At 73.5% G+C, this 22,753-nt stretch carries 17 protein-coding genes; 4 read left to right on the forward strand and 13 right to left on the reverse strand.

Annotation, left to right across the window (positions count from 1 at the left end; all coding sequences use genetic code 11):
- Positions 1-25 precede the first annotated feature (25 nt).
- Positions 26-1,195 carry a lactate 2-monooxygenase gene (locus ACWC24_RS26685; RefSeq protein WP_450665403.1) on the reverse strand — a complete coding sequence of 390 codons (1,170 nt, stop codon included), beginning with the start codon at positions 1,193-1,195 and terminating at the stop codon, positions 26-28.
- A gap of 437 nt (positions 1,196-1,632) precedes the next feature.
- Between ACWC24_RS26685 and ACWC24_RS26690 the strand changes: the two genes are divergently transcribed.
- Complete coding sequence (locus ACWC24_RS26690; protein ID WP_450665404.1) at positions 1,633-2,067, forward strand: protease inhibitor; 435 nt, start codon at positions 1,633-1,635, stop codon at positions 2,065-2,067.
- A gap of 142 nt (positions 2,068-2,209) precedes the next feature.
- Here the strand turns inward: ACWC24_RS26690 and ACWC24_RS26695 are convergent, their stop codons facing one another.
- Both ACWC24_RS26695 and ACWC24_RS26700 read right to left on the reverse strand, forming a co-directional pair.
- On the reverse strand, positions 2,210-2,590 hold the full coding sequence (locus ACWC24_RS26695; RefSeq protein ID WP_450665405.1) for an STAS domain-containing protein: 381 nt from the start codon (positions 2,588-2,590) through the stop codon (positions 2,210-2,212).
- A gap of 145 nt (positions 2,591-2,735) precedes the next feature.
- Complete coding sequence (locus ACWC24_RS26700) at positions 2,736-4,238, reverse strand: MFS transporter (RefSeq protein WP_450665406.1); 1,503 nt, start codon at positions 4,236-4,238, stop codon at positions 2,736-2,738.
- Positions 4,239-4,459: 221 nt separating this feature from the next.
- Between ACWC24_RS26700 and ACWC24_RS26705 the strand changes: the two genes are divergently transcribed.
- Positions 4,460-4,990 (forward strand): SRPBCC family protein, encoded by a 531-nt coding sequence (locus ACWC24_RS26705; RefSeq protein WP_450665407.1) that lies wholly within the window; start codon positions 4,460-4,462, stop codon positions 4,988-4,990.
- A 43-nt stretch (positions 4,991-5,033) separates the two neighbouring features.
- On the opposite strand, the gene ACWC24_RS26710 is transcribed toward ACWC24_RS26705, so the two are convergent.
- The 5 genes from ACWC24_RS26710 to ACWC24_RS26730 all read right to left on the reverse strand — a co-directional run bounded on the left by ACWC24_RS26710 (position 5,034) and on the right by ACWC24_RS26730 (position 12,170).
- Entirely contained in the window at positions 5,034-7,883 is a 2,850-nt protein-coding gene (locus ACWC24_RS26710; protein ID WP_450665408.1) for an NHLP bacteriocin export ABC transporter permease/ATPase subunit, read from the reverse strand.
- 1 nt (position 7,884) lies between these two features.
- Entirely contained in the window at positions 7,885-10,218 is a 2,334-nt protein-coding gene (locus ACWC24_RS26715; RefSeq protein ID WP_450665409.1) for an NHLP family bacteriocin export ABC transporter peptidase/permease/ATPase subunit, read from the reverse strand.
- Complete coding sequence (locus ACWC24_RS26720) at positions 10,113-10,919, reverse strand: HlyD family efflux transporter periplasmic adaptor subunit (RefSeq protein WP_450665410.1); 807 nt, start codon at positions 10,917-10,919, stop codon at positions 10,113-10,115. The genes ACWC24_RS26715 and ACWC24_RS26720 overlap by 106 nt, the downstream gene beginning before the upstream one ends.
- Positions 10,920-11,052: 133 nt before the next feature.
- Positions 11,053-11,268: a type A2 lantipeptide gene (locus tag ACWC24_RS26725; protein WP_450665411.1), complete on the reverse strand. Its 216-nt coding sequence runs from the start codon at positions 11,266-11,268 to the stop codon at positions 11,053-11,055.
- A gap of 488 nt (positions 11,269-11,756) precedes the next feature.
- Positions 11,757-12,170, reverse strand: coding sequence for a PaaI family thioesterase (locus tag ACWC24_RS26730; protein WP_450665412.1), 414 nt, complete (start codon positions 12,168-12,170; stop codon positions 11,757-11,759).
- A gap of 187 nt (positions 12,171-12,357) precedes the next feature.
- Between ACWC24_RS26730 and ACWC24_RS26735 the strand changes: the two genes are divergently transcribed.
- On the forward strand, positions 12,358-13,698 hold the full coding sequence (locus ACWC24_RS26735) for a S1 family peptidase (RefSeq protein ID WP_450665413.1): 1,341 nt from the start codon (positions 12,358-12,360) through the stop codon (positions 13,696-13,698).
- Positions 13,699-13,813: 115 nt separating this feature from the next.
- Here the strand turns inward: ACWC24_RS26735 and ACWC24_RS26740 are convergent, their stop codons facing one another.
- The gene (locus tag ACWC24_RS26740; protein ID WP_450665414.1) at positions 13,814-15,973 is read right to left on the reverse strand and encodes a PP2C family protein-serine/threonine phosphatase; all 2,160 of its coding nucleotides are present in this window, start codon (positions 15,971-15,973) and stop codon (positions 13,814-13,816) included.
- A gap of 266 nt (positions 15,974-16,239) precedes the next feature.
- Here ACWC24_RS26740 and ACWC24_RS26745 point away from each other — a divergent pair, with 266 nt between their 5' ends.
- Positions 16,240-18,657 carry a SpoIIE family protein phosphatase gene (locus ACWC24_RS26745; RefSeq protein ID WP_450665415.1) on the forward strand — a complete coding sequence of 806 codons (2,418 nt, stop codon included), beginning with the start codon at positions 16,240-16,242 and terminating at the stop codon, positions 18,655-18,657.
- A 46-nt stretch (positions 18,658-18,703) separates the two neighbouring features.
- Here ACWC24_RS26745 and ACWC24_RS26750 read toward each other — a convergent pair whose 3' ends face one another.
- The 4 genes from ACWC24_RS26750 to ACWC24_RS26765 form a co-directional block, all read right to left on the reverse strand.
- Positions 18,704-19,183 carry a hypothetical protein gene (locus ACWC24_RS26750; RefSeq protein ID WP_450665416.1) on the reverse strand — a complete coding sequence of 160 codons (480 nt, stop codon included), beginning with the start codon at positions 19,181-19,183 and terminating at the stop codon, positions 18,704-18,706.
- Between the two features lie 248 nt (positions 19,184-19,431).
- Positions 19,432-20,037, reverse strand: coding sequence for a hypothetical protein (locus ACWC24_RS26755; protein ID WP_450665417.1), 606 nt, complete (start codon positions 20,035-20,037; stop codon positions 19,432-19,434).
- 518 nt (positions 20,038-20,555) lie between these two features.
- Positions 20,556-21,017: a DUF4440 domain-containing protein gene (locus tag ACWC24_RS26760; protein WP_450665418.1), complete on the reverse strand. Its 462-nt coding sequence runs from the start codon at positions 21,015-21,017 to the stop codon at positions 20,556-20,558.
- A gap of 406 nt (positions 21,018-21,423) precedes the next feature.
- A complete protein-coding gene (locus ACWC24_RS26765; RefSeq protein WP_450665419.1) occupies positions 21,424-22,563 on the reverse strand; it encodes a M24 family metallopeptidase in 1,140 nt (379 codons plus the stop codon).
- Positions 22,564-22,753 lie beyond the last annotated feature (190 nt).

Genomic DNA, 22,753 nt, shown 5'->3' on the forward strand with positions numbered 1-22,753 from the left:
GGCCGCGCCCCGCCGCCCGGCGCGCTCAGACGGGGTCCTCGACGAGGTCCGCGGCGCCGACGTCGGCGGGGCGCGCGTGTCCGGACAGGGCCAGGGTGAGGTCCAGTTCGGCGAGCAGACAGCGGATCACGTGCTCGACGCCCGACTGGCCGTCGAGGCCGAGACCGTAGGCGTACGGGCGGCCGAGCAGCACCGCCCGCGCGCCGAGCGCGAGCGCCTTGAAGACGTCGTCGCCGGTGCGGATGCCGCTGTCGAACAGGACCGTGAGGCGGTCGCCGACCGCCGCGGCCACCCGCGGCAGCGCGTCGGCCGCGGCCACCGATCCGGCCACCTGACGGCCGCCGTGGTTGGACACCACCACCCCGTCCATGCCGGCGTCGGCCGCGAGCCGGGCGTCGTCCGGGTGCAGGATGCCCTTCAGCACGATCGGCCCGTCCCAGTTCTCGCGCAGGAACGCCAGGTCCGGCCAGGTCTTCGCGGGGTCGGCGAACATCCCGACGAAGTGCATCACCGCCGCGTTCGGGTCCTCGTGCACCGGCTTGGCCAGCCCGGCCCGGAAGGCCGGGTCGGAGAAGTAGTTGGCGGTGCCCACGCCGTGCAGGAACGGCAGGTAGGCCTGGTCCAGGTCGCGCGGCCGCCAGGCCAGCAGCGGGGTGTCCAGGGTGACCAGCAGCGCGGTGTACCCGCAGGCCTTGGCCCGGTCCAGGAAGCTCCGGGTGACCTCGCGGTCCTTGGCCCAGTACAGCTGGAACCAGCGCTCCGCGTCGCCCATCGCCTCCGCGACCTGTTCCATCGGCGTGCTGGACGCCGAGGACAGGATGTAGGGCACGCCCTGCGCGGCGGCGGCCCGCGCGGCGGCCGTCTCGGCGTCCGGGTGCATGATCGACAGCACCCCGATCGGCGCCAGCGCCAGCGGGGCGGGCAGCGGGCGGCCCAGCACCTCCACCGACAGATCACGCTCGTGCACGTCCCGCAGCATCCGCGGCACGATCCGACGGCGCTCCAGGGCGGCCCGGTTGGCGCGGGCCGTACTGCCGTCGCCCGCGCTGCCCGCCACGTAGCCGACCGGGCCGGGGCCGAGCCGCTGCTCGGTCAGCTCCTCCAGCCGGGTCAGGTCGGTGGGCAGCCGGGGGACCGCGCCCGTCATCCCGTTGAGGTAGATCTCGTACTGGAAGTCCGCCCAGTGCCTGGCCATCCGTACCGCCTCTCGTCGTCGGGCCGTGTGCCGCACGCCGACCATACTCGCGGGTATGTGACGATCCGCAGGCCAGGGGCCGGACGCCGGCCGGGAGCCCCGGGCGGCGTCCGGCAGCCGCCGTGACGCGATCCGAAGATGAACACAAGAGGGCGCGAAAAAGTCCACCGGGAGCGGAAGTGGAATGTTTCCGGACTATTAACGAGCACGTGAAAACGGGCCATCTGGCCGGTTCCCGGGAGCGGGAACCCCGTGGTTGAGCGGATGTGCTGTTCGAATTCCGTGACTTCACGCCACTGATTCAATACGCAATGTTACTGAAACCTGTGGGTTCGATGTGTGTTTCGGCGGCGGACTCGGCAGACTCGCGCTCGCCGCCGCGGCACCCGCCGGTCCGCGGTCGGCTCACCCTCGAATCAAGCGGAAGGATGCACAAAATGCGGAGCACCGCGCGCCTGGCAGCCACCCTCGGCCTCACCGCCGCCGCCGTCTGCGGACCCCTCACCGGGGCCTCGGTCGCCGCCCAGAGCGCCAGCCCGATGTCGCTCTACGCCCCCTCGGCCCTGGTGCTCACCATGGGGCACGGAGAGAGCGCGGCCGTCGCGAGCCCGGCGCGGGCGGTCACCCTGACCTGCGCCCCGACGGCGTCCGGCACCCATCCGGCCGCGGCCCAGGCCTGCGCCGAACTGCGCGCCGCAGGCGGCGACCTCGAAGCCCTGACGACCCGGGGCGACGTGCTGTGCACCAGGGAGTACGCCCCCGTGGTCGTCACGGTCGACGGAGTCTGGCAGGGCAAGCGCGTCTCCTACGAGCGCACCTTCGCCAACGCGTGCGTGAAGAGCGCCTACGGGACCAGCGTGTTCGAGTTCTGACCCCATGGACCGGGATCGTGCGGCCTCCGTGAGCACAAGGAGAGGCCCGCAGGTGGGGAGTGCGAGCCCCAGTCGCGGGGCCCGTGCGATCTCGCACCAGGGGCCGGCCGGGCGGAGTGGGGCCTCCGGCCGGCCCCTGGCATCACGTGGAGTCCCGCCGCTGTCCGGGCAGTACGGGCAGCGGCGGGAAGCGGCCCAGCAGGCCCGCCGCCCGCAGCAGCCGGTGCACCCGGGGGTCGTCGGAGACGACCCGCAGGCGGCCGCCGTGCTCGACGGCCCGTGCCTCGGCCCGGCACAGCACGCGCAGTGCCGAGCAGTCGAGGAACGCGACCGGCCGAAGGTCGACCAGCACGTCCGGGGCCGGCGGCGAGACCGCCGCGGTCAGGTGCTCGGCGACCAGGTCGGCGGTGGCGATGTCCACCTCGCCCGTCACCTCGACGACGGTGTACGGGCCGCTCGTCCGGGTGCGGGCGCAGGCGTTGGGTTCGGGGGGAGGGTCGCGGTCGGGGGGTTGCGGAGTCATGGTCGCTCCACCGCGGCAGTCGGTCTTCGGGTCTGTCTGGCTACCCCGGCGGAGTGACGCTCACCCCTGTCCGACGGCTCGTACGATCTTGTTCATCCGAAGCGGTGAACTTCCCGCGGAACCGATTGACTTGCCACCGGCCGACTCACATGTGGACGACCTGCGGGGCGTCCGCGTCCTGCTGCGGCACCCCGCGCCGGTAGAGCAGGAACGCGATCACCGTTCCGGCGCCGAAGAGGGCGGCCGACCACCAGAAGGCGGTGGTGTAGCTCTCGATCGAAGCCTGCGCCTGGACCAGCTTGCTGGTCGCGTCCCGGCCTGCCAGGTAGTCGGTCGCGGCGGTCGCGGCCAGCGTGTTCAGCAGGGCCGTACCGATCGAACCGCCCACCTGCTGCATGGCGTTGACGGTCGCGGAGGCGACACCGGCGTCCTCGGCCGCCACCCCGCCGGTGGCCATCTGCATGGCCGGCGGCATCACCAGGCCGAGGCCCAGGCCGGTCACCACCAACTGGGGCAGTACGGCGCTGGAGTAGGCGGAGCCGACCTCGAGGCCGGACAGCCAGGCCATGCCGGCCGTGGCGATGGCGAAGCCGAGCGGGATGACGGTCTTCGGGCCGATACGGGGCATCAGGACCGTGGTGCCGACCTGCGCCGCGACCATCAGCGCGGCGACCATCGGCAGGAACGCCACACCCGTCTTGGTCGGGCTGAAGCCGAGGTTGAGCTGGAGGTAGTAGGTGAGGAAGAGGAACACGCCGAACATGCCCGCGCCGGTGATCAGGACGGCGAGGAACGAGGCGCCGCGGTTGCGGTCGAGCAGGATGCGCAGCGGCAGCAGGGGGTGTGCGGCACGCGTCTGCCACCAGGCGAAGGCCACCAGCAGGACGACGCCGACGATCAGGAAGCCCCAGGTCAGCGGGGAGCTCCAGTCGTGGGTCTCGGCGTTGGAGAAGCCGTAGACCACGGAGAAGAGGCCGGCCGCGACGAGGATCGTGCCGGGTACGTCCAGCTTGGCGTTCGCGGCGTCGCGGTGGCTGCTCAGCAGGACCCATCCGCCCGCGAAGGCGACGACCGCGATGGCCACGTTGACGTACAGCGTCCAGCGCCAGTCGAACGCGTCGGTGAGCAGTCCGCCGAGCAGCAGACCCACCGCGCCGCCGGCACCGGCGATGGCGCCGTACACGCTGAACGCGCGGGCCCGTTCGCGGGCGTCGGTGAACGTCGTGTTGAGCAGGGAGAGCGCGGCGGGCGCGAGCAGCGCGCCGAAGGCTCCCTGGAGGGCGCGGGCGACGACCAGCATGCCGAACCCGGTCGCGGCCCCGCCGAGCGCGGAGGCGACGGCGAAGCCGACGACGCCGATGAGGAAGGCGGTCTTGCGTCCGAAGAGGTCGGCGATGCGGCCGCCGAGCAGCAGCAGGGAGGCGAACGCGAGCGCGTACGCGGTGACGACCCACTGCCGGTTGCCGTCGGAGAAGCCGAGGTCGGCCTGGGCCGAGGGCAGGGCGATGTTCACGATGGTCGCGTCGAGTACCACCATCAGCTGCGCGACGGCGATGATCGCGAGGATCCACCACCGCTTCGGGGAAGCACCGGGCGGTGCCTCCGCGGCACCCGTGCGGGTGTCTTCGGTCACGGTCTTCTGGGACATCGGGAACCACTCCAGAGGCGGTCGTCCGGTCCTCGGCGAGGCCCGGGCAGTGAGCGGCCCGGACTTTGCCAAGAATTGAACGAAACGGTTTCGTACACATGGAGGCTAGAACAGTTCCAACGAAACGGCAACGTTTCGCTGGGGGAGGGAACCCGTCGTCCGTACGGCCCCCCCCACGGACCGTCGGCGATCAGCCTCAGCCGAGGAAGGACCGAACCACCATGCCCGTAGACCTCACCGGCACCTGCCTCACCCTGGAGGACGGCCGCACCGCCGTCCGCTTCGAGCGCACCTACGACCACCCGGTCGAGAGGGTGTGGCGGTTCGTCACCGACGCGGACGAGCTCGTCCACTGGTTCCCCTCCCGCGCGGAGATCGAGCTGCGCCCCGGCGGCACCGTCGCCTTCAGCGGCGACCCGCACATGCCGCCCTCGACCGGGCGGGTCGTCCACGTCGAACCGCCCCGGGCGCTGTGCTTCGACTGGGGCGGCGACGAACTGCGCTTCGACCTGGCCGAGGCGGGCGACGGACGTACCCGGCTCGTCTTCACGGACGTGCTGGGCCAGGCGGACGCCGCCGCCCGCAACGGAGCCGGCTGGGAGGTGTGCCTCGCCGCGCTCGACGCCCTCGCGCGCGGCGAGCGCCCCGCCGGGCCGCACTCCGGGGCCCGTGTGCACTGGAAGGAGTACTACGACGCCTACGTCGCGGCGGGCGTGCCCTTCGGAGCCCCGATCCCGGACCTGGACGCGTGAACCGTACGGCGGGCCCGGCGGCGGGTGGGTGGCCTGACAGGGTCTAGGCGAGCTGCCGCCGCACCAGTTCGTGCAGACGGCCGCCGGTGTCCGCGAGGAGCTCGGCCGGCGGGCCCTGCTGGATGATCCGGCCGTCCTCCATCACGATCACCCGGTCGGCGTCCAGCACCGTCGACAGGCGGTGCGCGATGACGACCCGGGTGGCGTCGAGGGCCCTGGTGCTCTCGATGACCGTGCGCTGCGTCTCGTTGTCGAGGGCGCTGGTCGCCTCGTCGAAGAACAGGATGCGCGGCCGGCGGATCAACGCCTGGGCGATCATCAGCCGCTGGCGCTGGCCGCCGGAGATCGAGCCCCCGCCCGAGACGATGGTGTGCAGGCCCATCGGCATCCGCCTGATGTCCTCGGCCAGCCCCGCCAGCTCGGCCGCCGCCATCGCCTCCTCGGGCGGGTACGGCTCCGTACCGCAGATCACGTCCAGCAGGGAGCCGGTGAACGGCCGGGCGTGCTGGAGCACGACACCGCACTGCCGGCGCACCGCCGACGGGTCGAGGGCGGCCAGGTCCTGGCCGTCGTACAGGACACTGCCCGAGAGCGGCCGGTCGAAGCCGATGAGCAGCCGCAGCAGCGTCGACTTGCCGCACCCGCTGGGGCCGACGACGGCCACGAACTCGCCCGGCCGCACCGCGAACGACACGTCGTCCAGGACGAGCGGGCCGTCGTCGGCGTAGCGGAAGGACAGCCGCCGGGCCTCGATCGCGCCGGACAGGGGGCCCGGCCGGGTGCCGGTCGAGGGCGCCTCGGGGGCGGCGTCCAGCACCGGCCTGATCTCCTCGAACAGCGGCAGCGCGGCCACCGCCGTGACGAAGGCGCCGGTGAGCTGGGTGACCGAGGTCAGCAGCATGGTCACCGACGTGTTGAAGGTGAGGAACCCGGCGGCCGACAGCGAACCCCGCGCCGGACCGGCCAGCAGCACGAACATCAGCAGCGTGCACACCGGCAGACAGACCGCGCCCAGCACGGCGTCGAGGTTCTTGATCCGCCCGAGCCGTCGCTGGAGCTCCCGGCCGCGCGCGAACTGCGCGGCCCAGGCGGCGTAGGCGTAGTTCTCGGCCGCCGCCACCCGCAGCTTGGGCAGCCCGCGCAGGGTCTGGAACGCCTGGTTGTCGAGCTTGTTCTCGAGCACGACCAGCCGCCGCTGCCAGCGCACCTGCCACAGTCCCAGCCCCAGGAACACGGCCGCGATCACCACCAGCATCCCGATCGCCGCGAGCGCCATCGGCACGCTGTACCAGAGCAGCAGCCCCAGGTTCACCGCGCCGACGGTGACCGCCTGGGCGACCGTGGGCCCGACGCCCGCGAGCAGTCGGCGGATCGCGCCGACGCCCATGGCCGCGCTCGCCAGCTCACCGGTGGAACGCCCGGCGAAGAACGAGGTCGGCAGCCGCAGCAGCCGGTCCCAGACGGCCGGCTGGAGGGCCGCCTCGATCCGTCCCTCCAGCCGCAGCACGGTCAGGTTCTGGAGCAGCGTGAAGGCCGCCGCGACCACGCTCGCCACCATCAGCGCCAGACAGACCTGCGCGATCGGCCCAGGCCGGGCCGTCGGCACGTACTCGCCGAGCACCTTGCCGGTGGCCACCGGCACCAGCGCGCCGACCGCGACCGTGACCAGGCCGCTCAGCAGCAGCCGGGCCAGATCGCCGCCGGTGCCGCGCAGGGTGAACCGCAGCAGCCGCAGCGGTCCGGGCACGCGCTCCGGGAGCGGACGGTAGAACATCACCCCGCGCGGCTCGAACTCCTGGGCGTCGGCCCGCTCGACAGGCGTCTCGCGGCCGGTCGCCGGATGCACGGCCACGTATCCGCCGCGCCGCCACAGCAGGGCCACCGGCGCTCCGGACAGGGCGCGTCGGCCCACCAGCGGGCCGACGTCCTCCCGCCACCAGGCTCCTTCCAGCCGCACCGCCCGGGTGCGTACCCGCGAGGCGAGGGCGAGCTGCTCCACCGGGTCGAGCCGGTCGCCGCCGGTGCCGCTCGGAGCGGTCGCCGCCAGAGTGATCCCGGCCGCCCGGGCCACCAGTCGGCACGCGGCGTGGGTGGCGTCCGCGTCGGCGGCCGTCATGGGCCGCCCGGACCGGCCGCCGATCGAGGCGAGCAGCGTCCGGTCGGCCTGGGCGCGGACCGCCTCACCCGCCTTGACGCCGGCGGCCGTACGGGTCTCGTGGGTGCGTTCCAGCTCCTCGATCCAGCGGTCCAGGCCGGCCAGCAGCCGGTACTGCCGGTCGACCAGGCCCTGCCAGAGGCCGGGGTCCATCAGCAGGTCGGCGGCGGCCTCCGGGCCGTACAGGGAGCCGTACCGGACACTGCCCGGCGGCACCTGCACCCAGAAGACGTCGTCGTCCCCGGGGCCCGGACCGGCGTTCCCGGGGGAACCCCGGTCCTGCGCGGCCGGCTCGCCGGCCATCGGCGCCTGGAAGAGGACGGTCAGCGCCCGGCCCACGCCCAGCGCGAGGGCGTACTCCAGCGGGCTGCCGGCCGGCGGCACGTACTGCGGGTCGCCGTAGGCGTCGTACGACCGGTTCTGGCCGGCCGGGGGCCGGTACAGCTCGCGCAGCCCGATCCGGCGCACCGCGCAGTCGCGGACCGGGCGGGCGATCAGCGTGTGCCGGGGCCCGGCGACCGGGCCCGGCAGCAGCGCGCCCGCCTCCAGCCGGCCGAGGTGGTGCCAGTGCCCCTGCTGCGCCGCGTCGACCGCGAACAGGTCCAGGGCGCCCGCCGTCACCAGCCACAGCACCTGCGGACCCGCCAGGTCGAGCCGGGTCAGGCCCGCGCAGTCGACCGGTGTGCCCAGCGCGCCGAGCGCGCCGAGCACGTGGTCGTCCTCCGCGACGGTCGTCATCTCAGCGCTCCCTGATCAGCGCGGCGTACGCGCCGTCGCGCGCCACCAGTTCCTCGTGCCGCCCGCGCTCCACGATCGCGCCGTGCCGGAGCACGACGATCTCGTCGCTGTCGCGCACGGTGCTCAGCCGGTGGGCGATCACCACACAGGCGCAGCCGCGCCGGCGCAGGTTGTCCATCACGGTCAGCTCGGTCTGCGCGTCCAGCGCGCTCGTCACCTCGTCCAGGACGAGGACGCTGGGCCCGCGCACCAGCGCCCGCGCGATCTCCAGCCGCTGGCGCTGCCCGCCGGAGAAGTTGCGGCCGTCCTGCTCGACCCGGCTGTGGATGCCACCGGGGCGGCGCGCGACGACGTCGTACAGCGCCGCGTCGCGCAGTGCCTCCACCACGGCCTCGTCCGGGACCGACGGGTCCCACAGCGCCACGTTGTCGCGGACCGTGCCCTCGAACAGGAACACGTCCTGGTCGACGAAGGACACGGAGGCGGCCAGCGCCCCGCGCGGAATGTCCTCCAGCCGTCGCCCGTCGATCCGGATCACTCCCTGCCACGGCCGGTAGAGGCCCGAGACGAGCCGTGACACGGTGGACTTGCCGCTGCCCGAGCCGCCGACCAGCGCCACCTGACGGCCAGGTCCGACACTCAGGTCGAAGCCGGACAGCAGCGGCTCGTCCAGCGGGCTGTAGCCGAACGTGACGTCCTCCAGCTCGACATGCCCGTGCAGTCGGCGGGTGGAGTCGGCGCCCGGGCCGCCGCCCCCGCGCCCGTGCGGCGGGTCCGCCGGGAAGTTCTCCACGTCCTTGAGCCGGGCCATGTCGGCCGCGAGGTCCTGGACGCGGCCCGCGACGCCGTTGAGCCGGGTCAGCGGGGCGGTGAACCGGGCCACCAGCGCCTGGAAGGCGACCAGCAGACCGACGGAGATGTGCCCCTCGATCGCCCGGACCCCACCGATCCACAGGATCAGCGCGCTGTTCAGCATGGCGAGCGTCGGCGCGACCACGCCCAGCCAGGCACCCGGCACCCCGAGCCGCTGCTGCTCCTCCAGGGTGGTGGCGTGCTGACCGGCCCACCTGCGGAAGTAGCCGTCCTCGCCGCCGGTCGCCTTCATGGTCTCGATCAGCTCGAGGCCCGTGTAGGCGGTGGTGGCGAGCCGGGCGTTGTCGGCGCGCAGCTTCGCCGTACGGGTCGCGCGCAGCCGGATCACCACGCGCATGGCGACCACGTTGAGCAGCGCCACACCGATGCCGACGAACGTCAGCTGCGGGTCGTAGGTGTACAGCAGCACCGCGTACAGGACCACCACCACGGCGTCCACGCCCGCCGCTGCGAGGTCACGGGCCAGCGTCTCGGCCACCGCGTCGTTCGACCGCAGCCGCTGGACCAGGTCGGCGGGGCTGCGCTGGGCGAAGAACGTCACCGGCAGCCGCAGCAGATGCCGCAGGAAGCGGGCGCTGGAGAGGGTCGAGGAGATGATGCGGCCGTGCAGCAGGTTGGCCTGCTGCAACCAGGTCAGCAGGACCGTGAGCAGCACGCAGACGGCCATCGACGTGAACAGCACGCCCAGCGGCGACGTCTGGCCGCCGATCAGGAACAGGTCGATGTAGGTGCGGGCGAGCGCGGGCACGGCCGCCCCGACCAGGACCAGCAGCAGGCTCGCCAGGACGGCCGTCGGCATCGTGCCCGCGGTGCCGCGCAGCCGGGCCGGCAGCGCGCCCCACACCCCCGGCCGGCGTCCGCCGCGCTCGAAGTCCTCGCCCGGCTCCATGACCAGCACGACACCGGTGAAGCTGCCGTCGAAGTCCTCCATCGGCACGAAGCGGCGGCCCTTGCCGGGGTCGTTGACGAAGACCCCGCGGCGGCCGAGGCGGCGGCCGGTGCCGTCGTAGACGACGTAGTGGTTGAACTCCCAGAAGAGGATCGCGGGGGCCCGCACCTCGGCGAGGGCGGCCAGGTCCATCTGCATGCCCCTGGCCGTCAGCCCGTAACCGCGCGCCGCCTTCAGCAGGCTGCCCGCGCGCGAGCCGTCGCGCGAGACGCCGCAGGCGACCCGCAGCTCCTCCAGCGGGACGTGCCGGCCGTGGTGGCCGAGGACCATGGCGAGACAGGCGGCGCCGCACTCGACGGCCTCCATCTGCAACACGGTGGGGGTGCGTACGGTCCTCGCGCCCGCCGTACGGGGCTTGCGCGCGGGCGGGGCGGCGCGGCGGCCCCGCCGGTGGTCCCGGGTGACGGTCACGGCAGCAGCCAATCGACGGGACGCCGGTCGGCCAGCCGGATCGAAGCCGTGGCCAGGGTCATGGAGGTGAGGGCGTACGGCGGTCCCTGCGCGGAGGACCATTTCAGACCGCTCCTCGTCGTGGCCGCCCGGTCGAGCCGCACGGTGACGGCGACCGGCCGGCCCTGCCCGGTGAACTGCTCGCCGAGCTGGCCGTCCCCGAGGAACGCGGTGATCTGCCGCGCCGACTGCGCGGACCGGCCGACGGACTTCACATGCCCGCGCAGCACGCCGTACCGCTGTGACGGCACCGTCTGGACGGTGAGGTCGACGGGCGCGCCCGCGGGGACGGAGCCGGCGTTCTCGGCCGGGACGTACACCGTGGCGTACAGCGGGTCGTCGGCATGGGCGACCTTCTCCACCACGGCGATGTCCTCGCCGGTGCGGAGGATGTGGCCGACGGTGGCGGCGAGCGCGGTGACCCGGCCCGCGGCGACCGCCCGGACGACCGTGTCGCCCCGGTCCGTACGGACCTTCAGGACGGGGGAGCCGGCCGGCAGCCGTTCGCCCTCCTCGGCGAGGACCGCGGTGACCTGGCCGGACGCGGGGCTCTCCAGTACGTAACTGCCCTCGCCGTGGGTGAGGATCGCGGGCGCGCCGACCGCGGAGGCCACCGAACCGGTCGTCGCCCACACGGCGGAGCCCGCCAGCGCGAGCACCGTCACCGCCAGGACGAGCCGGCCCTGCGGGCGGGCGAGGCGCACGGGAAGGTCGAGGTCCTCCGGGGACTGGTGCCTGGCGAGGGCCTGTTGGCGGAACTGCAACGGAATTCCCTCACCTGTCGTGGGATTTCATGGCGCGCGTTCACGGCGCCCGGCGGCACCGGGTTCACGGCACCCGCCGGGTCCCGGAGCCGTGGGGGAGGCTCCGGGACCCGACGGCGGCGGCAGGCCGTGGTCAGAGACCGGCGACCAGGCCCATGACCGGGGCCGTGTTCAGGCCGGTGACACCCTCGACGGTGCCGACGGCCGTGTTGGCCAGGCCGGAGACCGGGGCAACGCCGTCCACCAGGCCGGTGACGGTGCCCAGGGCGTTCAGGGACAGACCACCGGAGACGTTGTCGAGCTCGGCGTCGGAGATCTCGGCGGTGGTGACCTGGGGGGTGGAGTTCATGACGGAACTTCCCTTCATACGGAGATTCACAAGGGGGGAGTGCGCGGGCCCCTCTGGGGACAGGGACGGCCGCGACCGCGGGCGCCGGGCGCCCCGCTCGGGGAGCCCCCGGCGGCTTTCGCGGTGCCAGGATCAAAGCAGCTCCACGGCCCGCCGTTCCACCTGATCACCCGCCCCCACCTGCGAAATCGGGGCTGACGGGTGGTCAACCGTGCAGGCCCGGGCACGGCTTGTCGGCGACTTCTTCACAGCCCCCCACGGCATCGGCGCACACCGCCCCTTGTCGACCGGTACCGCATCCGGCACTCCGGCCCCCGGGACCCCGGGAGCCTCCGGAGGATGTGCAGATACGCCCGTTCCCGTGACCCGGCTGGGCACGGGCTGTGCAGATTCCCCGAAGCCGGGATTCCGCCCCGGGTTCGGGGCGGAACGCGATCGCACGGTCACCCGGAGTACCGGATCGAGGGCATCGAGGATGTGACGCCGGGTCAGCCCAGCAGCGCGTAGACGGTGCTCGCGCGGGCCGCCAGTTCGCCCGAGCGCTCGGCGGTCATCGCGATGTCGGCGAACGCCGTCCGGCGGCCCAGCTTCGTCAGCACCGCCTCGACCAGGACGTCCGAATCCGTCACCGCACGCTGGAACGACGTGGACTGCTGAACGGTCGTCATCGGTACGAAGCCGCCCCGGGCCGCCGAGACGGCGACGACAGTCGCGGTGTCGGCCGCGGCCATCAGCGCCTGCCCCGAGAGCCCGCCGCCCTCCCGGGCCAGCTCCGCCGACCAGGGCAGCCGCAGGGTCGCCCGGTCCTCCGCCAGGGACACCACGGACAGGCCCAGGGCGAGGACCCAGGGGGCGAAGTTGTCGGAAAGGATCTTGTCTGCCTCGGCAGTGGTCATCGTCATGCCTGGATTGTTCCCGGAGCCCGCCCATTTCGGCCCGCCGACCAGCCGATTCGCCCCCGGGCAAAGGAAGTTGCGAAACGGAATTGAACGCACCGCCTGCACCGCCCGTACCTACAGCCATCCAGGCGCCGCAGTACGAGCTGCCGACCGGCAGCGCAGACCCCGTCCCCCCAGGAGGTCGAGAAGTTTGAGTCACAAGCGGAATCCGAAGCGCAAGGCCGTGATAGCGGCGGGCGGCGTGGCGGCACTCGGAGCGGCGGCCCTGCTCCTTCCGAACGCCATGGCCTCCCAGGACGGTGCGTCGGACGCGGCGGCCCCGAAGACCCTGAAGGCTGCGGACGCGACGAACCTTGCCGCGCAGCTCCAGAACCTGCTCGGCGACTCCTTCGCCGGCTCGTACTACGACAGCGCCGGCAAGCAGCTCGTCGTCAACGTCGTCAATGTCTCCGGTGACAAGGACAACGTGGTGGTGCAGGCCGAGAAGGCCGGTGCGAAGGTCCGCGAGGTCGACAACAGCACGGCCGAACTGGCCGCCGCCGCGCAGACCCTGAAGGCCAAGGCCACCATCCCCGGCACCGCCTGGGCCGTCGACCCCAGGACGAACCAGATCCTCGTGACCGCCGACACCACGGTCACCGGTGCAAAGTGGAATCGGCTGGAGTCGACCGTGCAGAGCCTCGGCTCGGGCATGGCCACCATCAAGAAGTCCGCCGGCGCCTTCAAGACGTTCGTGTCGGGCGGCGACGCCATCTTCGGCGGCGGAGCGCGCTGCTCCCTGGGCTTCAACGTCACCGCGAGCGACGGCTCGCCCGCCTTCCTGACGGCCGGTCACTGCGGCGTCGCCGCCGAGCAGTGGTCCGACTCGCAGAACGGCCAGCCGATCGCCACCGTCGACCAGGCGGTCTTCCCCGGTGACGGCGACTTCTCCCTCGTCAAGTACGACGACGCCACCACCCAGGCGCCCAGCGACGTCAACATCGGCGGCGGCCAGACCGTCCAGATCCTCCAGGCCGCCGAGGCCACGGTCGGCGCGCAGGTGTTCCGGATGGGCAGCACCACCGGTCTGCACGACGGCCAGGTGCTCGGCCTCGACGCCACGGTGAACTACCCGGAGGGCACGGTCACCGGCCTCATCCAGACGGACGTCTGCGCCGAACCCGGCGACAGCGGCGGCTCGTTGTTCACCCGGGACGGCGGCGCGGTCGGCCTCACCTCGGGCGGCAGCGGCGACTGCACCGCCGGCGGCGAGACCTTCTTCCAGCCGGTCACCACCGCGCTGACGGCGACCGGCGCCACCCTCGGCGCCGCGGACGCCGGTGCCGGAGCCGGTGACCAGGCCGGTGCCGGCGGTGGCGACGCGGTGGGCGGCGCCGCCGACCCGTCGGCCACCGCCGACCCGTCCGGCGCGGCCGACCCGTCCGGCGCGGCCGACCCGTCCGGCGCGGCCGACCCGTCCGGCGCGGCCGGCCAGAACGCCGCGGGCCAGCACACCGGCAAGTCCAAGCACCACAAGAACCACTCGAACTGACACAGGACCCACTGACCGGTCGGCACCAGCGGTATCGGCCGGCGGTGGAACGGTCCGGCCCTCCGGCGGGAGGGCCGGACCGTCCCTTGTCTCCAGCCGTCGGATCCTCCAGCCGTCACGGCCCACCCGTCGGCGGCCGGTCGCCCGCCCGCAGCAGCAGGAGCGCCACGTCGTCGATCCGGTCCTCCGCGGCCGCGTAGTTGCGTACGAGGTCGTCGGCCACCTCGTCCAGCGGCTGGTCCCCGACCAGCGACAGGCGCGCGCCCAGCTCGGCGAGGGCGTCCCCGATGTCGACGCCGGGCGATTCGATCAGACCGTCGGTGTACAGGGCCAGGAGACAGCCGGGACCGAGGTCGACCTCCGTCGCCGTGTACGTCACGGAGGCGTCGATGCCGAGCAGCGGGCCGCCCGCCAGGTCCAGCACCCGCACCCGCCCGTCCGGGCGGCGCAGCAGCGGCGGCGGGTGCCCCGCGCGGGACATCACCGCCCGCCCCCGCCCCGGGTCGAGCCGCAGGTACAGACAGCTCGCGAACAGGTCGGAGCCGAGGTCGATCAGCATCCGGTTGGTGCTGCCCATGACCTCCTCCGGCGCCTGACCGACGGCCGTGAACGCCCGTACCGCGGTACGGATCTGACCCATCAGCCCCGCCGCCGTCACGTTGTGCCCCTGCACGTCCCCGATCACCGCCGTCGCCAGGGGCCGCGCGTCCACCAGGTCGTAGAAGTCACCGCCGATCTCCATGCCCTGGGTGGCGGGCAGATAGCGCGCCGCCGCCTCGATGCCGGCGACGGACGGCAGCGAGCGCGGCAGCAGCGCGTCCTGGAGCCCGTGCGCGAGCCGGTGCTTGGCGTCGTAGCGCAGGGCCCGCTCCAGGGCCTGCGCGATCAGCCCGCCCAGACTGGTCAGCACCGCGCGCTCGTCCGCCGGGAAGGGGTGCGGTTCGGCGTAGGCGAGCACGCAGGTGCCGACCGGCCGGCCGGAGGCGACCAGCGGCAGATACGCCCAGGCCGCGAATCCGTCGGGGGTCGCCCGCCGGATCGGGTACAGGTGTTCGAGCTGCTCCCGGGACTCGAAGAACGCGGGCACCCCGGTGCGCAGGGTGTGCGCGCCCGGGGCCGGCGCGGTCAGCGGGATGCCGTCGAGGCGCTCCACGACGTACGCGTCCGGGTAGCCCCGGTGCCCCAGCACATGCAGCCGGCCCGCCCGCGCGCCCAGCAGCGCCAGGGCCCGGCTGCCCACCGCCGGGGCGATCTCGTCGGCGACCAGTTGCACGACGTCCTGCACGCCCGCCGCCTCGGTGAGCGCGCCGGCCAGGCTCAGCATCTGCGAGAGGGTGACCAGGCGCGACGCCGCGTCCCCCGGCCGCGGCCCGGCCCGTTTCATCTGCGCCACCGAGTGCGCCCTGCTGATACGCACGCTCAGCCCGTTCGTGCTCGGGTACAGGCGGAACGACAGCCAGGTCCCCGGCGGGCGCAGCGCCACGAAGGAGGTGGGCTGCTGGCTGAGCAGCGCGGCCCGGTAGCGGTCCTCGTACACCGGGTCGTTGAGCCAGGGCACGGTCGCCCACAGATGGGTGCCGAGGAGTTCGCTGACCGGGACGTCGAGCAGGTCGGCCGCCGCCGCGTTCGCGAAGCCGATCCGTCCGTTCAGATCGAGCGAGCACAGCCCGTACGGCAGCCGCGCCACCATGCGTGCCGCCTCCACCGTGCCCAGCACGTCGGCCGCGCAGCCCGCCGGGGACGGTGCCGGCAGCTCGGGCTCCGCGCCCGGCGGACGGCTGTCCGCGGCGGCGCGTTCCAGGCGCAGCGCGAGCCGCTCGCAGGCCGCCGTCAGATGGGTGCGCTCGTGGTCGGACAGGTGGCCGGGGTGCGAGCCGGGCCAGGTCACGTACAGCGCGCCGTACACCGTGGACGCGGTCGCCACCGGCAGCGCGGCCAGCGCGAACGGGTAGGGCAGGATCACCGAGATCCGCGGATAGCGGCGGGCCATCTCCTGCTCGCCGCCGACCCAGACCAGCCGCCGTTCGCGTGCCGCCTCCGCGACGGGGATCGGCGCGTTCAGCCCCACCCGCTGCCAGGGTGCCGCGAACGCCCGCGGCAGCCCCGCCGTCACCGCCATCTCCAGCACGGGTTCGTCGGGCGCGCGCAGGTACAGCGCGCCGGAGTGCGCGTGGACGTCGTCCATCAGCGCGGTCAGCGCGAGCGAGAGCAGGGGACGGCCGACCGGCGTCCGGGCGGCGGCGGGTGCCTGCTCGGATCTCTGGCCGTCGGACATGGCGACCACCTCCCGGGGCCCGGCGGGTCCCAGGGATCAAATCTCCCCCCTGCGCGCCGGACGCGCACGGTGAACGGCCGTCACGAGGTCGCGATGCCGAGACCGCGCATGAAGATATATTCGATACTTCTCGAACGGGCGGTTTTCCCCGCCCGGCGGCGGCCATGAGGTGCCTCGGGCGGTCACAGGGGCTGCGCAGGGGCCAGATACGCGCTGTAATTACGGACGTGGTCAGTGTGGGCGATGCGGGACGCGGATCGCGATCGATGCGTGCCGAACTAGCCCTCAAATCGATCGCCGCGGACCTCGACGCGCCGGTTCGGATGCACCACGCACTCGAACAGGTGTTGGTGTTCGCGGGCGCGGCGCTGGCCGTCGTCTACGTACCGGGCGGTGACGACGGCAGTCTGCTCTGCCTGGTGGACTCGGCCGGTGTGCCGCGGACGCTGTACGGGCTGCGCGAGAGCTACCACATCTCCGGCCGCTCCCCGGTCGCCGGCGCCCACCGCAGCGGGCGGCCCGTGTGGCTCGGTCCCGCGGAGCTCGCCGAGTGCCCCGAGTTCCGGTTCACGCCCTCGCAGGGCGTCCCCGACTTCTTCGTGGCGGCGCTGCCCGTGCCCGGGGACGGCGGGGGATGCCTGCTGGCCGTCAGCGAACGCCCCGGCGGCTTCGGCGCCGAGGAACGCGAGTGTCTCGCGCTGATCGCCGCCACCGTCGCCACTCCCTCCCCGGCCGGGACACCGGTGGGGGAGGAGCTCGCGTCGCACGCCTTCAGCCTCGCCATGGACACCGGCCGGGTGGAGGTGGACGACGGTCTGCTGGAGGTCTTCGGGCTGCCCAGGGACGGATTCGACGGCAAGGTCGAGACCCTGCTGGGGCGCACCGTCCCGGAGGACCTGCCCTCGCTGATGTCGGTGGTGGAGGTCGACCACCTGTCCATCGGCGACCGCGAACTGGAGTTCCGCGTCGTACAGCCCGCGGGCCCGCCGAGGTGGCTCCGGCTGCGCGGCCGTCTGCTGCCGGGCGGCGAGGGCCGCCCGCCCCGGCTCGTGGGCACCGTGGAGGACGCCTCCGGACCGGGCTCCGAGGTCACCGACGTGACCCGGGTGCAGCGCCTGGCGGCGGCGCTGGCCACCGCCGGCACCGTCCGCGACGTCAGCCAGGCCGTGGTCACCGCCCTGCGCAAGCCGCTGCGGGCCGACCGGATCGCGCTCGCCGAACTGGAGGGCGACCGGCTCGTCGTCACCGTCCTCGACCCGCCCGCCCAGGAGGCCTGGCCCGAGCTGTGGCGCCAGGAGTGGCGCACCGAATGGCCCGAGGCGCCGGTGCGCTCCATGCCCACCCTCGCCGCGGCGCTGCGCGAGGGCCGCGCCCAGATCTGGCCCGTCGGCGCCGACCTGGAACCCGCCCTCGCCGAGGTCGGCCCCGGTGGCCTGGCCGTGCTGCCGCTGACCGCCGGCGGCCGGACGGCGGGCGCCTGCCTGATCGGCTGGGAGTCCCCGCACGACTTCGGCCCCGACGAACGCACCCTGCTCACCGCCTCCGCCGGACTCGTCGGCCAGGCCCTGATGCGCGCGCACGCCTTCGACGCCGAGCACGAACTGATCGGCATGCTCCAGCGTCAGCTCCTGCCGCGCCGGCTGCCGAAGCTGCCCGGCGGGGTCGCCGTCGCCCGCTATCTGCCCACCACCGCCGGACTGGAGCTCGGCGGCGACTGGTACGACGTGATCCCCCTCGCCGACAACCACGTCGCCCTCGTCATCGGCGACGTCCAGGGCCACAACGCGGGCGCGGCCACGCTGATGGGCCAGATGCGCACGGCCCTGCGCGCCTACGCCGCCGAGGGACACACCCCGGACGTGGTGGTCTCGCACGCCAACAGGCTGCTGATGGACATGGAGACGGACCTCTTCGCCACCTGCTGCTATGTCGACGTCGACATGGAGGAGGGCTCCGCCTGGTGCGTGCGCGCGGGGCATCTGCCGCCGGTGCTGCTGTACCCGGACGGCACCACGGAGATCGCGGAGGCCGAGGGCGGCCCGCCCCTCGGCGTGCTGGCCCAGGCCGACTTCCCGATGACGCCGCTGCGGCTCCGGCCCGGCACGCTGCTCGCCCTGACCACCGACGGCCTCGTGGAGTCGCCCGAGTCCGACCTCGACACCGGCATGGAGGGCTTCGCCCACGAGCTGTCCCGCTCCGACCCCACGGACCTCGGCCTGGTCGCCGACGCGCTGCTCGGCAACGCCCCCCGCAACGACGACATCGCGCTGCTCCTCATGCGCTACGACGGCATGGCGGTACGTCCGCTGCGCGAGACCTGGACGGTCTGGCGGGTCCCCGAGGCGGTCCGCCACGCCCGCCGCTTCACCCGGCGCACCCTGCGCACCTGGGGCGTGCCCGAGCGCAGCATGGACCCCGTCCTGCTGGTCGTCTCCGAGCTCGTCACCAATGCGATGGTCCACACCGACGGTCAGGTCCGTCTCGACCTCACGCTCGTCAACCACCGTATGCGGGTCGGCGTCTTCGACGTCTCGCCGCGCGCGCCCATGAAGCCCACCAACATCGGCTGGGAGGCCACGGGCGGCCGGGGCATCCTGCTCGTCGAGGCCGTGTCGGAGTCGTGGGGGACGGTGCCCGTCAGCGGCGGCAAACAGGTGTGGTGCGAGCTCCTGCTGCCCGACTGAGCACGGCGGGCACGGCGGTCCGGTGCGCGGGCGTGGGCCGGCTCCGTCAGCCCTGGTGGTGCGCGGCGTGGAGCACGCGTGAGCCTGCCGTCTCGCTCGAAGGCGCGGCCGCACGGAAGCGGCGGGTGAAGTCCAGGGCGATGTCCAGGGCGAAGAAGTTGCTGCCCCGGCCCGTCCGGGCGCGCAGCAGGATGCGGTGCTCGGCGACCGGTACCGCTTCGGGCAGCCGGAGGTTCCACGTCTGCCGCCAGGGTCCGGCGGGTGGTCTGGGGTCGCCCGGCAGACTCGCGCCGAATCCCTCCAGCAGGTCGGGCAGCCGGTAGTTCCGGTCGAACATCTTCACCGGGCCGAACTTCATGATCACATCGCAGGTGACCCGGGTCAGGTCGACCGGCTCCTTGAGGTGGCCCTTCGTCTCCCACGAGACCAGGTGTCCCAGCCACGGCCGGGCCGGGGTCCAGGTGATGGCGAGGCGGTCCAGGACGTAGGTGGCGTCGCTCACGTCCTCCACCAGGTGGATGCTCATGTCACTCCTCACCCGTTCACGGGACGGGGGAACGCCGGAAGACGGCCGGTGCGGCGGCACGGGAGGCGGGCGGGGCTTCCCGGACGGACCGGCCGGTGCGGGGAGGACGGCCACGCCCCGCATGTCCCTCGCGCGCCCGGCACGGGGCGCGCGGGGTGCACACGGGGCGTGGCTGTCGGAGAATGGTGGGTAGTGGGACCCCGGCCCGATTCCGGCGGGCCGGGGGCCCTCACTGTGCGGGGCGCGTCCTACCAGTCGCCGTCGCCGCCGCGGTCGTCGCCGCCGCGGTCGCCGCCACCGTAGCCGCCGCCACCGTAGCCGCCGCCACCGTAGCCGCCGCCGAACCCGCCGTCGTAGCCGTCGTAGCCCCGGACCACCCGGAAGCTGGCCACGACGCCGTGCTCGACCTCGATGCCCTCGACGTGGCCCGGCCGCACGCCGGCGGCGGAGCTGCGCGGGCCGACCGTGGCGATGGGGGCGCCGTTGTCGCAGACCGCGCCGCGGAAGATCTCGACGGTGCGACGCGTGTCGTTGTTGATGTTCAGGCTACGGGCGCCGAGGCCGCTGAGGACGGTGATGCAGTCGCCGGGGTGGGCCGAGTACGACCGCTCGTTGATCTCGACGCGGCCCTCGTAGTAGCGGTGGCCACCGCCGCGGCCCTCGTTGCCCTTGCCCTCGTTGCCCTTGCCGTTGTTGTTGTTGCCACCGCTGCCACCGTCGGTGACGGAGGCGGCGACGGCCGGCGCCTGCTGAAGCGCCGGAGCGGAAGCGGCCGAAGCGTAGGTGATGCCGGTCGCGGCCAGCGCCGCTGCCGCGGAAACAGCCGCCGTGATCACCGTGGAACGAAGCTCCATGTCGCAATCTCCTGTCTCAGGGTGGCCGACCCGTCAGCCGGCTCGTGGATGAACTTACCCACACCGGTCATATCAGTCATATCGAAAGATCGGCAGAAGGGCGCCAAATGAGGCATTTATGGCCCGGATTGAAGGCCTGATAATCTGTCATATCGCCATCAAATTAAGCGGATTGACATACCATTGGTCCTTCTGATGGATCTTCTGACGCCCGCTCACTCCGCGACGTCGGCGTGTCGCTGTGGAGGCGGCGCGGTGGGCCGTGTTAGCAAGGGGTCGGCCGTCCCGGGACCCGCTGGTCTGGCGGCCCGACAGAAGGCCGCGGAGCGGCTGTGGGCGGATCCCGGTGCGGCTCTGGAAGGGCCCCGGCGCGGCCCGCGTACCCGGACTTGATGCAGCCACAACTTCGTTGCGGAAAAGCGGAGTTGTGCGGCACTGCGCGGTGCGGGCAACGCGAGGACCCCGACATCGGCCTTCCGCTGATGACGGGGTCCTCGGGTACCTCGCGCAGGGTGCCCCTACGGCTGGGCGGGGGCCTGGACGTCCTCGTGCAGGTGGACGATCAGCCATGCGTCGCTGCCGGCGTCACGGCGCAGGAGCGCGGTGTTGCGTACGAGCTCCGGCGGGGCGGCACGGAAGTCGACGCGCAGCCAGTAGCGGGCCACGGCGAGGTCCGTGAAGACGTCGATGACCTGGTCGTACGCCGTCAGCGCGACTTCGGCGGGGCCGGTTTCGGCCGTGGGGCGGCCGTCCCGGACACGGTCCAGATCGGCCTTTCCGCAGAGCAGTCCGGGGGTCGCGGAGTCCCAGATGGTGGCGTCGGGATCCAGGAAGGAGTCGATGCGCTCGCGGTCGCCCGCGGTGTAGGCCCCGTACATGCCGGAGACCACCGCCCAGACGGCCGCGAGGTCGGCGGGCGTGCCGCCGGGGCGGGCGCCCACGGGTACGGAGGGGGCGGGAGGGGGCGGTGAAGCGGACATGGCTGGGTCCTCCGGGTGCGTGGTGGTGGGTGAGGGGGGTGGGGCAGGGGCGCTCGTGAGCCCGCGTCCACGGGTTCGGCGAGCGTCCCCTGCCGGTGACGGCGACCGGTGGTTCGCTTCCCGAGGCGATGGCCGGCGGGGTGAACAGGCCCTCGCTCGGCGGCACATGGCGGTCGGACGGCTTTCCGGCGACGGACAGTTCGTCGTCGGTCCGACACCGCGGGACGTGCCCCTCTCCGGTCGGCCGGACCTGTGGCGGGGAGGACGGGCGGCGCGGGTGACGCCACCGGTCGACCGTGGTGCCCGTCGGGCGTGGTGCCTGTCGACCGTGCTGTCCGTCGACCGTGCTGTCCGTCGGCCGGGTGCGGCGGCGGAACCGGGCCTCAGGGGAGGGTGTTTCCGGGTGTCAGGGGAGCACGACCAGGTCGCGGTCGCCGCGGTTGAGGCGCTCGCCGCCGTCCTCGGCGCACAGGACGATGTCCTCGATCCGGGCCCCGTACCGGTCGGGGAGATAGATGCCCGGCTCGATGGAGAAGGCCATGCCGGGCTCCAGGGGCAGCCGGTTGCCGGACACGATGTACGGCTCCTCGTGGCTCTCCACGCCGATGCCGTGCCCGGTGCGGTGCACGAAGTACGGGCCGTAGCCGGCGTCGGTGATGATGTCCCGCCCGACGGCGTCCAGTTGCTCGGCCGTGATGCCCGGCCGCACCGCGTCGGTCTGGGCCCGCTGGGCGCGCAGCAGCACCTCGTACAGCCGTCGGAACTCCTCGGGCGGCTCGCCCGCCACGTACACGCGGGTGGAGTCGGAGCAGTAGCCCTGGCGCGTGGTGCCGCCGATGTCGACGACCACCGGGTCGCCCGGCCGGATCACCCGGTCGGACAGTTCGTGGTGCGGGCTGGCGCTGTTGGGCCCGGAGCCGACGATCACGAAGTCGACCCGGACGTGGCCCTCGGCGAGGATCGCGTCGGCGATGTCCCGGCCGACCTCGCGCTCGGTGCGTCCGGCCCGCAGCCATTCGCCCATGCGGGCGTGCACGCGGTCGATGGCCGCCCCGGCCTCCCGCAGGGCCGCCGCCTCCTGCGGGGTCTTGCGCATCCGCAGTTCGTTCAGCACGCCGCCGGCGAGTTCCTGCCGGGCGCCGGGCAGGGCGTCGCGGAACGCGATCGTCTTCTCCGCCCACATGTGGTTGTCGACGCCGACCCTGGCGATCCGGGACGGCAGCCGGGCGGCGACGAGGGCGTAGGGGTCGTCGGTCTCCTCCCAGCCGGTGATCTCTATGCCCAGTGCGCCCGCGGGCGAGGCCTGCGCGGCGGGCTTCTCCAGGGTCGGCACCAGCAGGAACGGGTCGCCCTCGACCGGCAGGACCAGGCAGGTCAGCCGTTCCAGCGGCAGGGCGTCGTAGCCGGTCAGGTAGCGCAGATCCGCGCCGGGGGAGATCAGCAGCGCGTCCAGCCCGGCGGCGGCCGTGGCCGCGCGGGCGGCCCGGAGGCGGTCGGCCGGCTGAGGGTCCGGGCCGGGCCCGGCGGTGTCGGTTCGGTCCTGCATCACATCTCCGTGGGTGGGGGGAGGTCGGGGCGGAGCGGTCGCCCGGTCCGCGGCCGGTCGGGCACGGCGGGGCCGCGGCGGGAGGCCCCGCGCGACGGGAGGCGCCCCACCGCCGGGTAGCGTGTGCCGTGCCGTGCGGAAGGTTCCTGAGCCTCGGTCAGGCCGCCGGACAGAGGCGGCGGACGACGCC

The sequence above is a fragment of the Streptomyces sp. NPDC001443 genome (genome assembly GCF_053597355.1).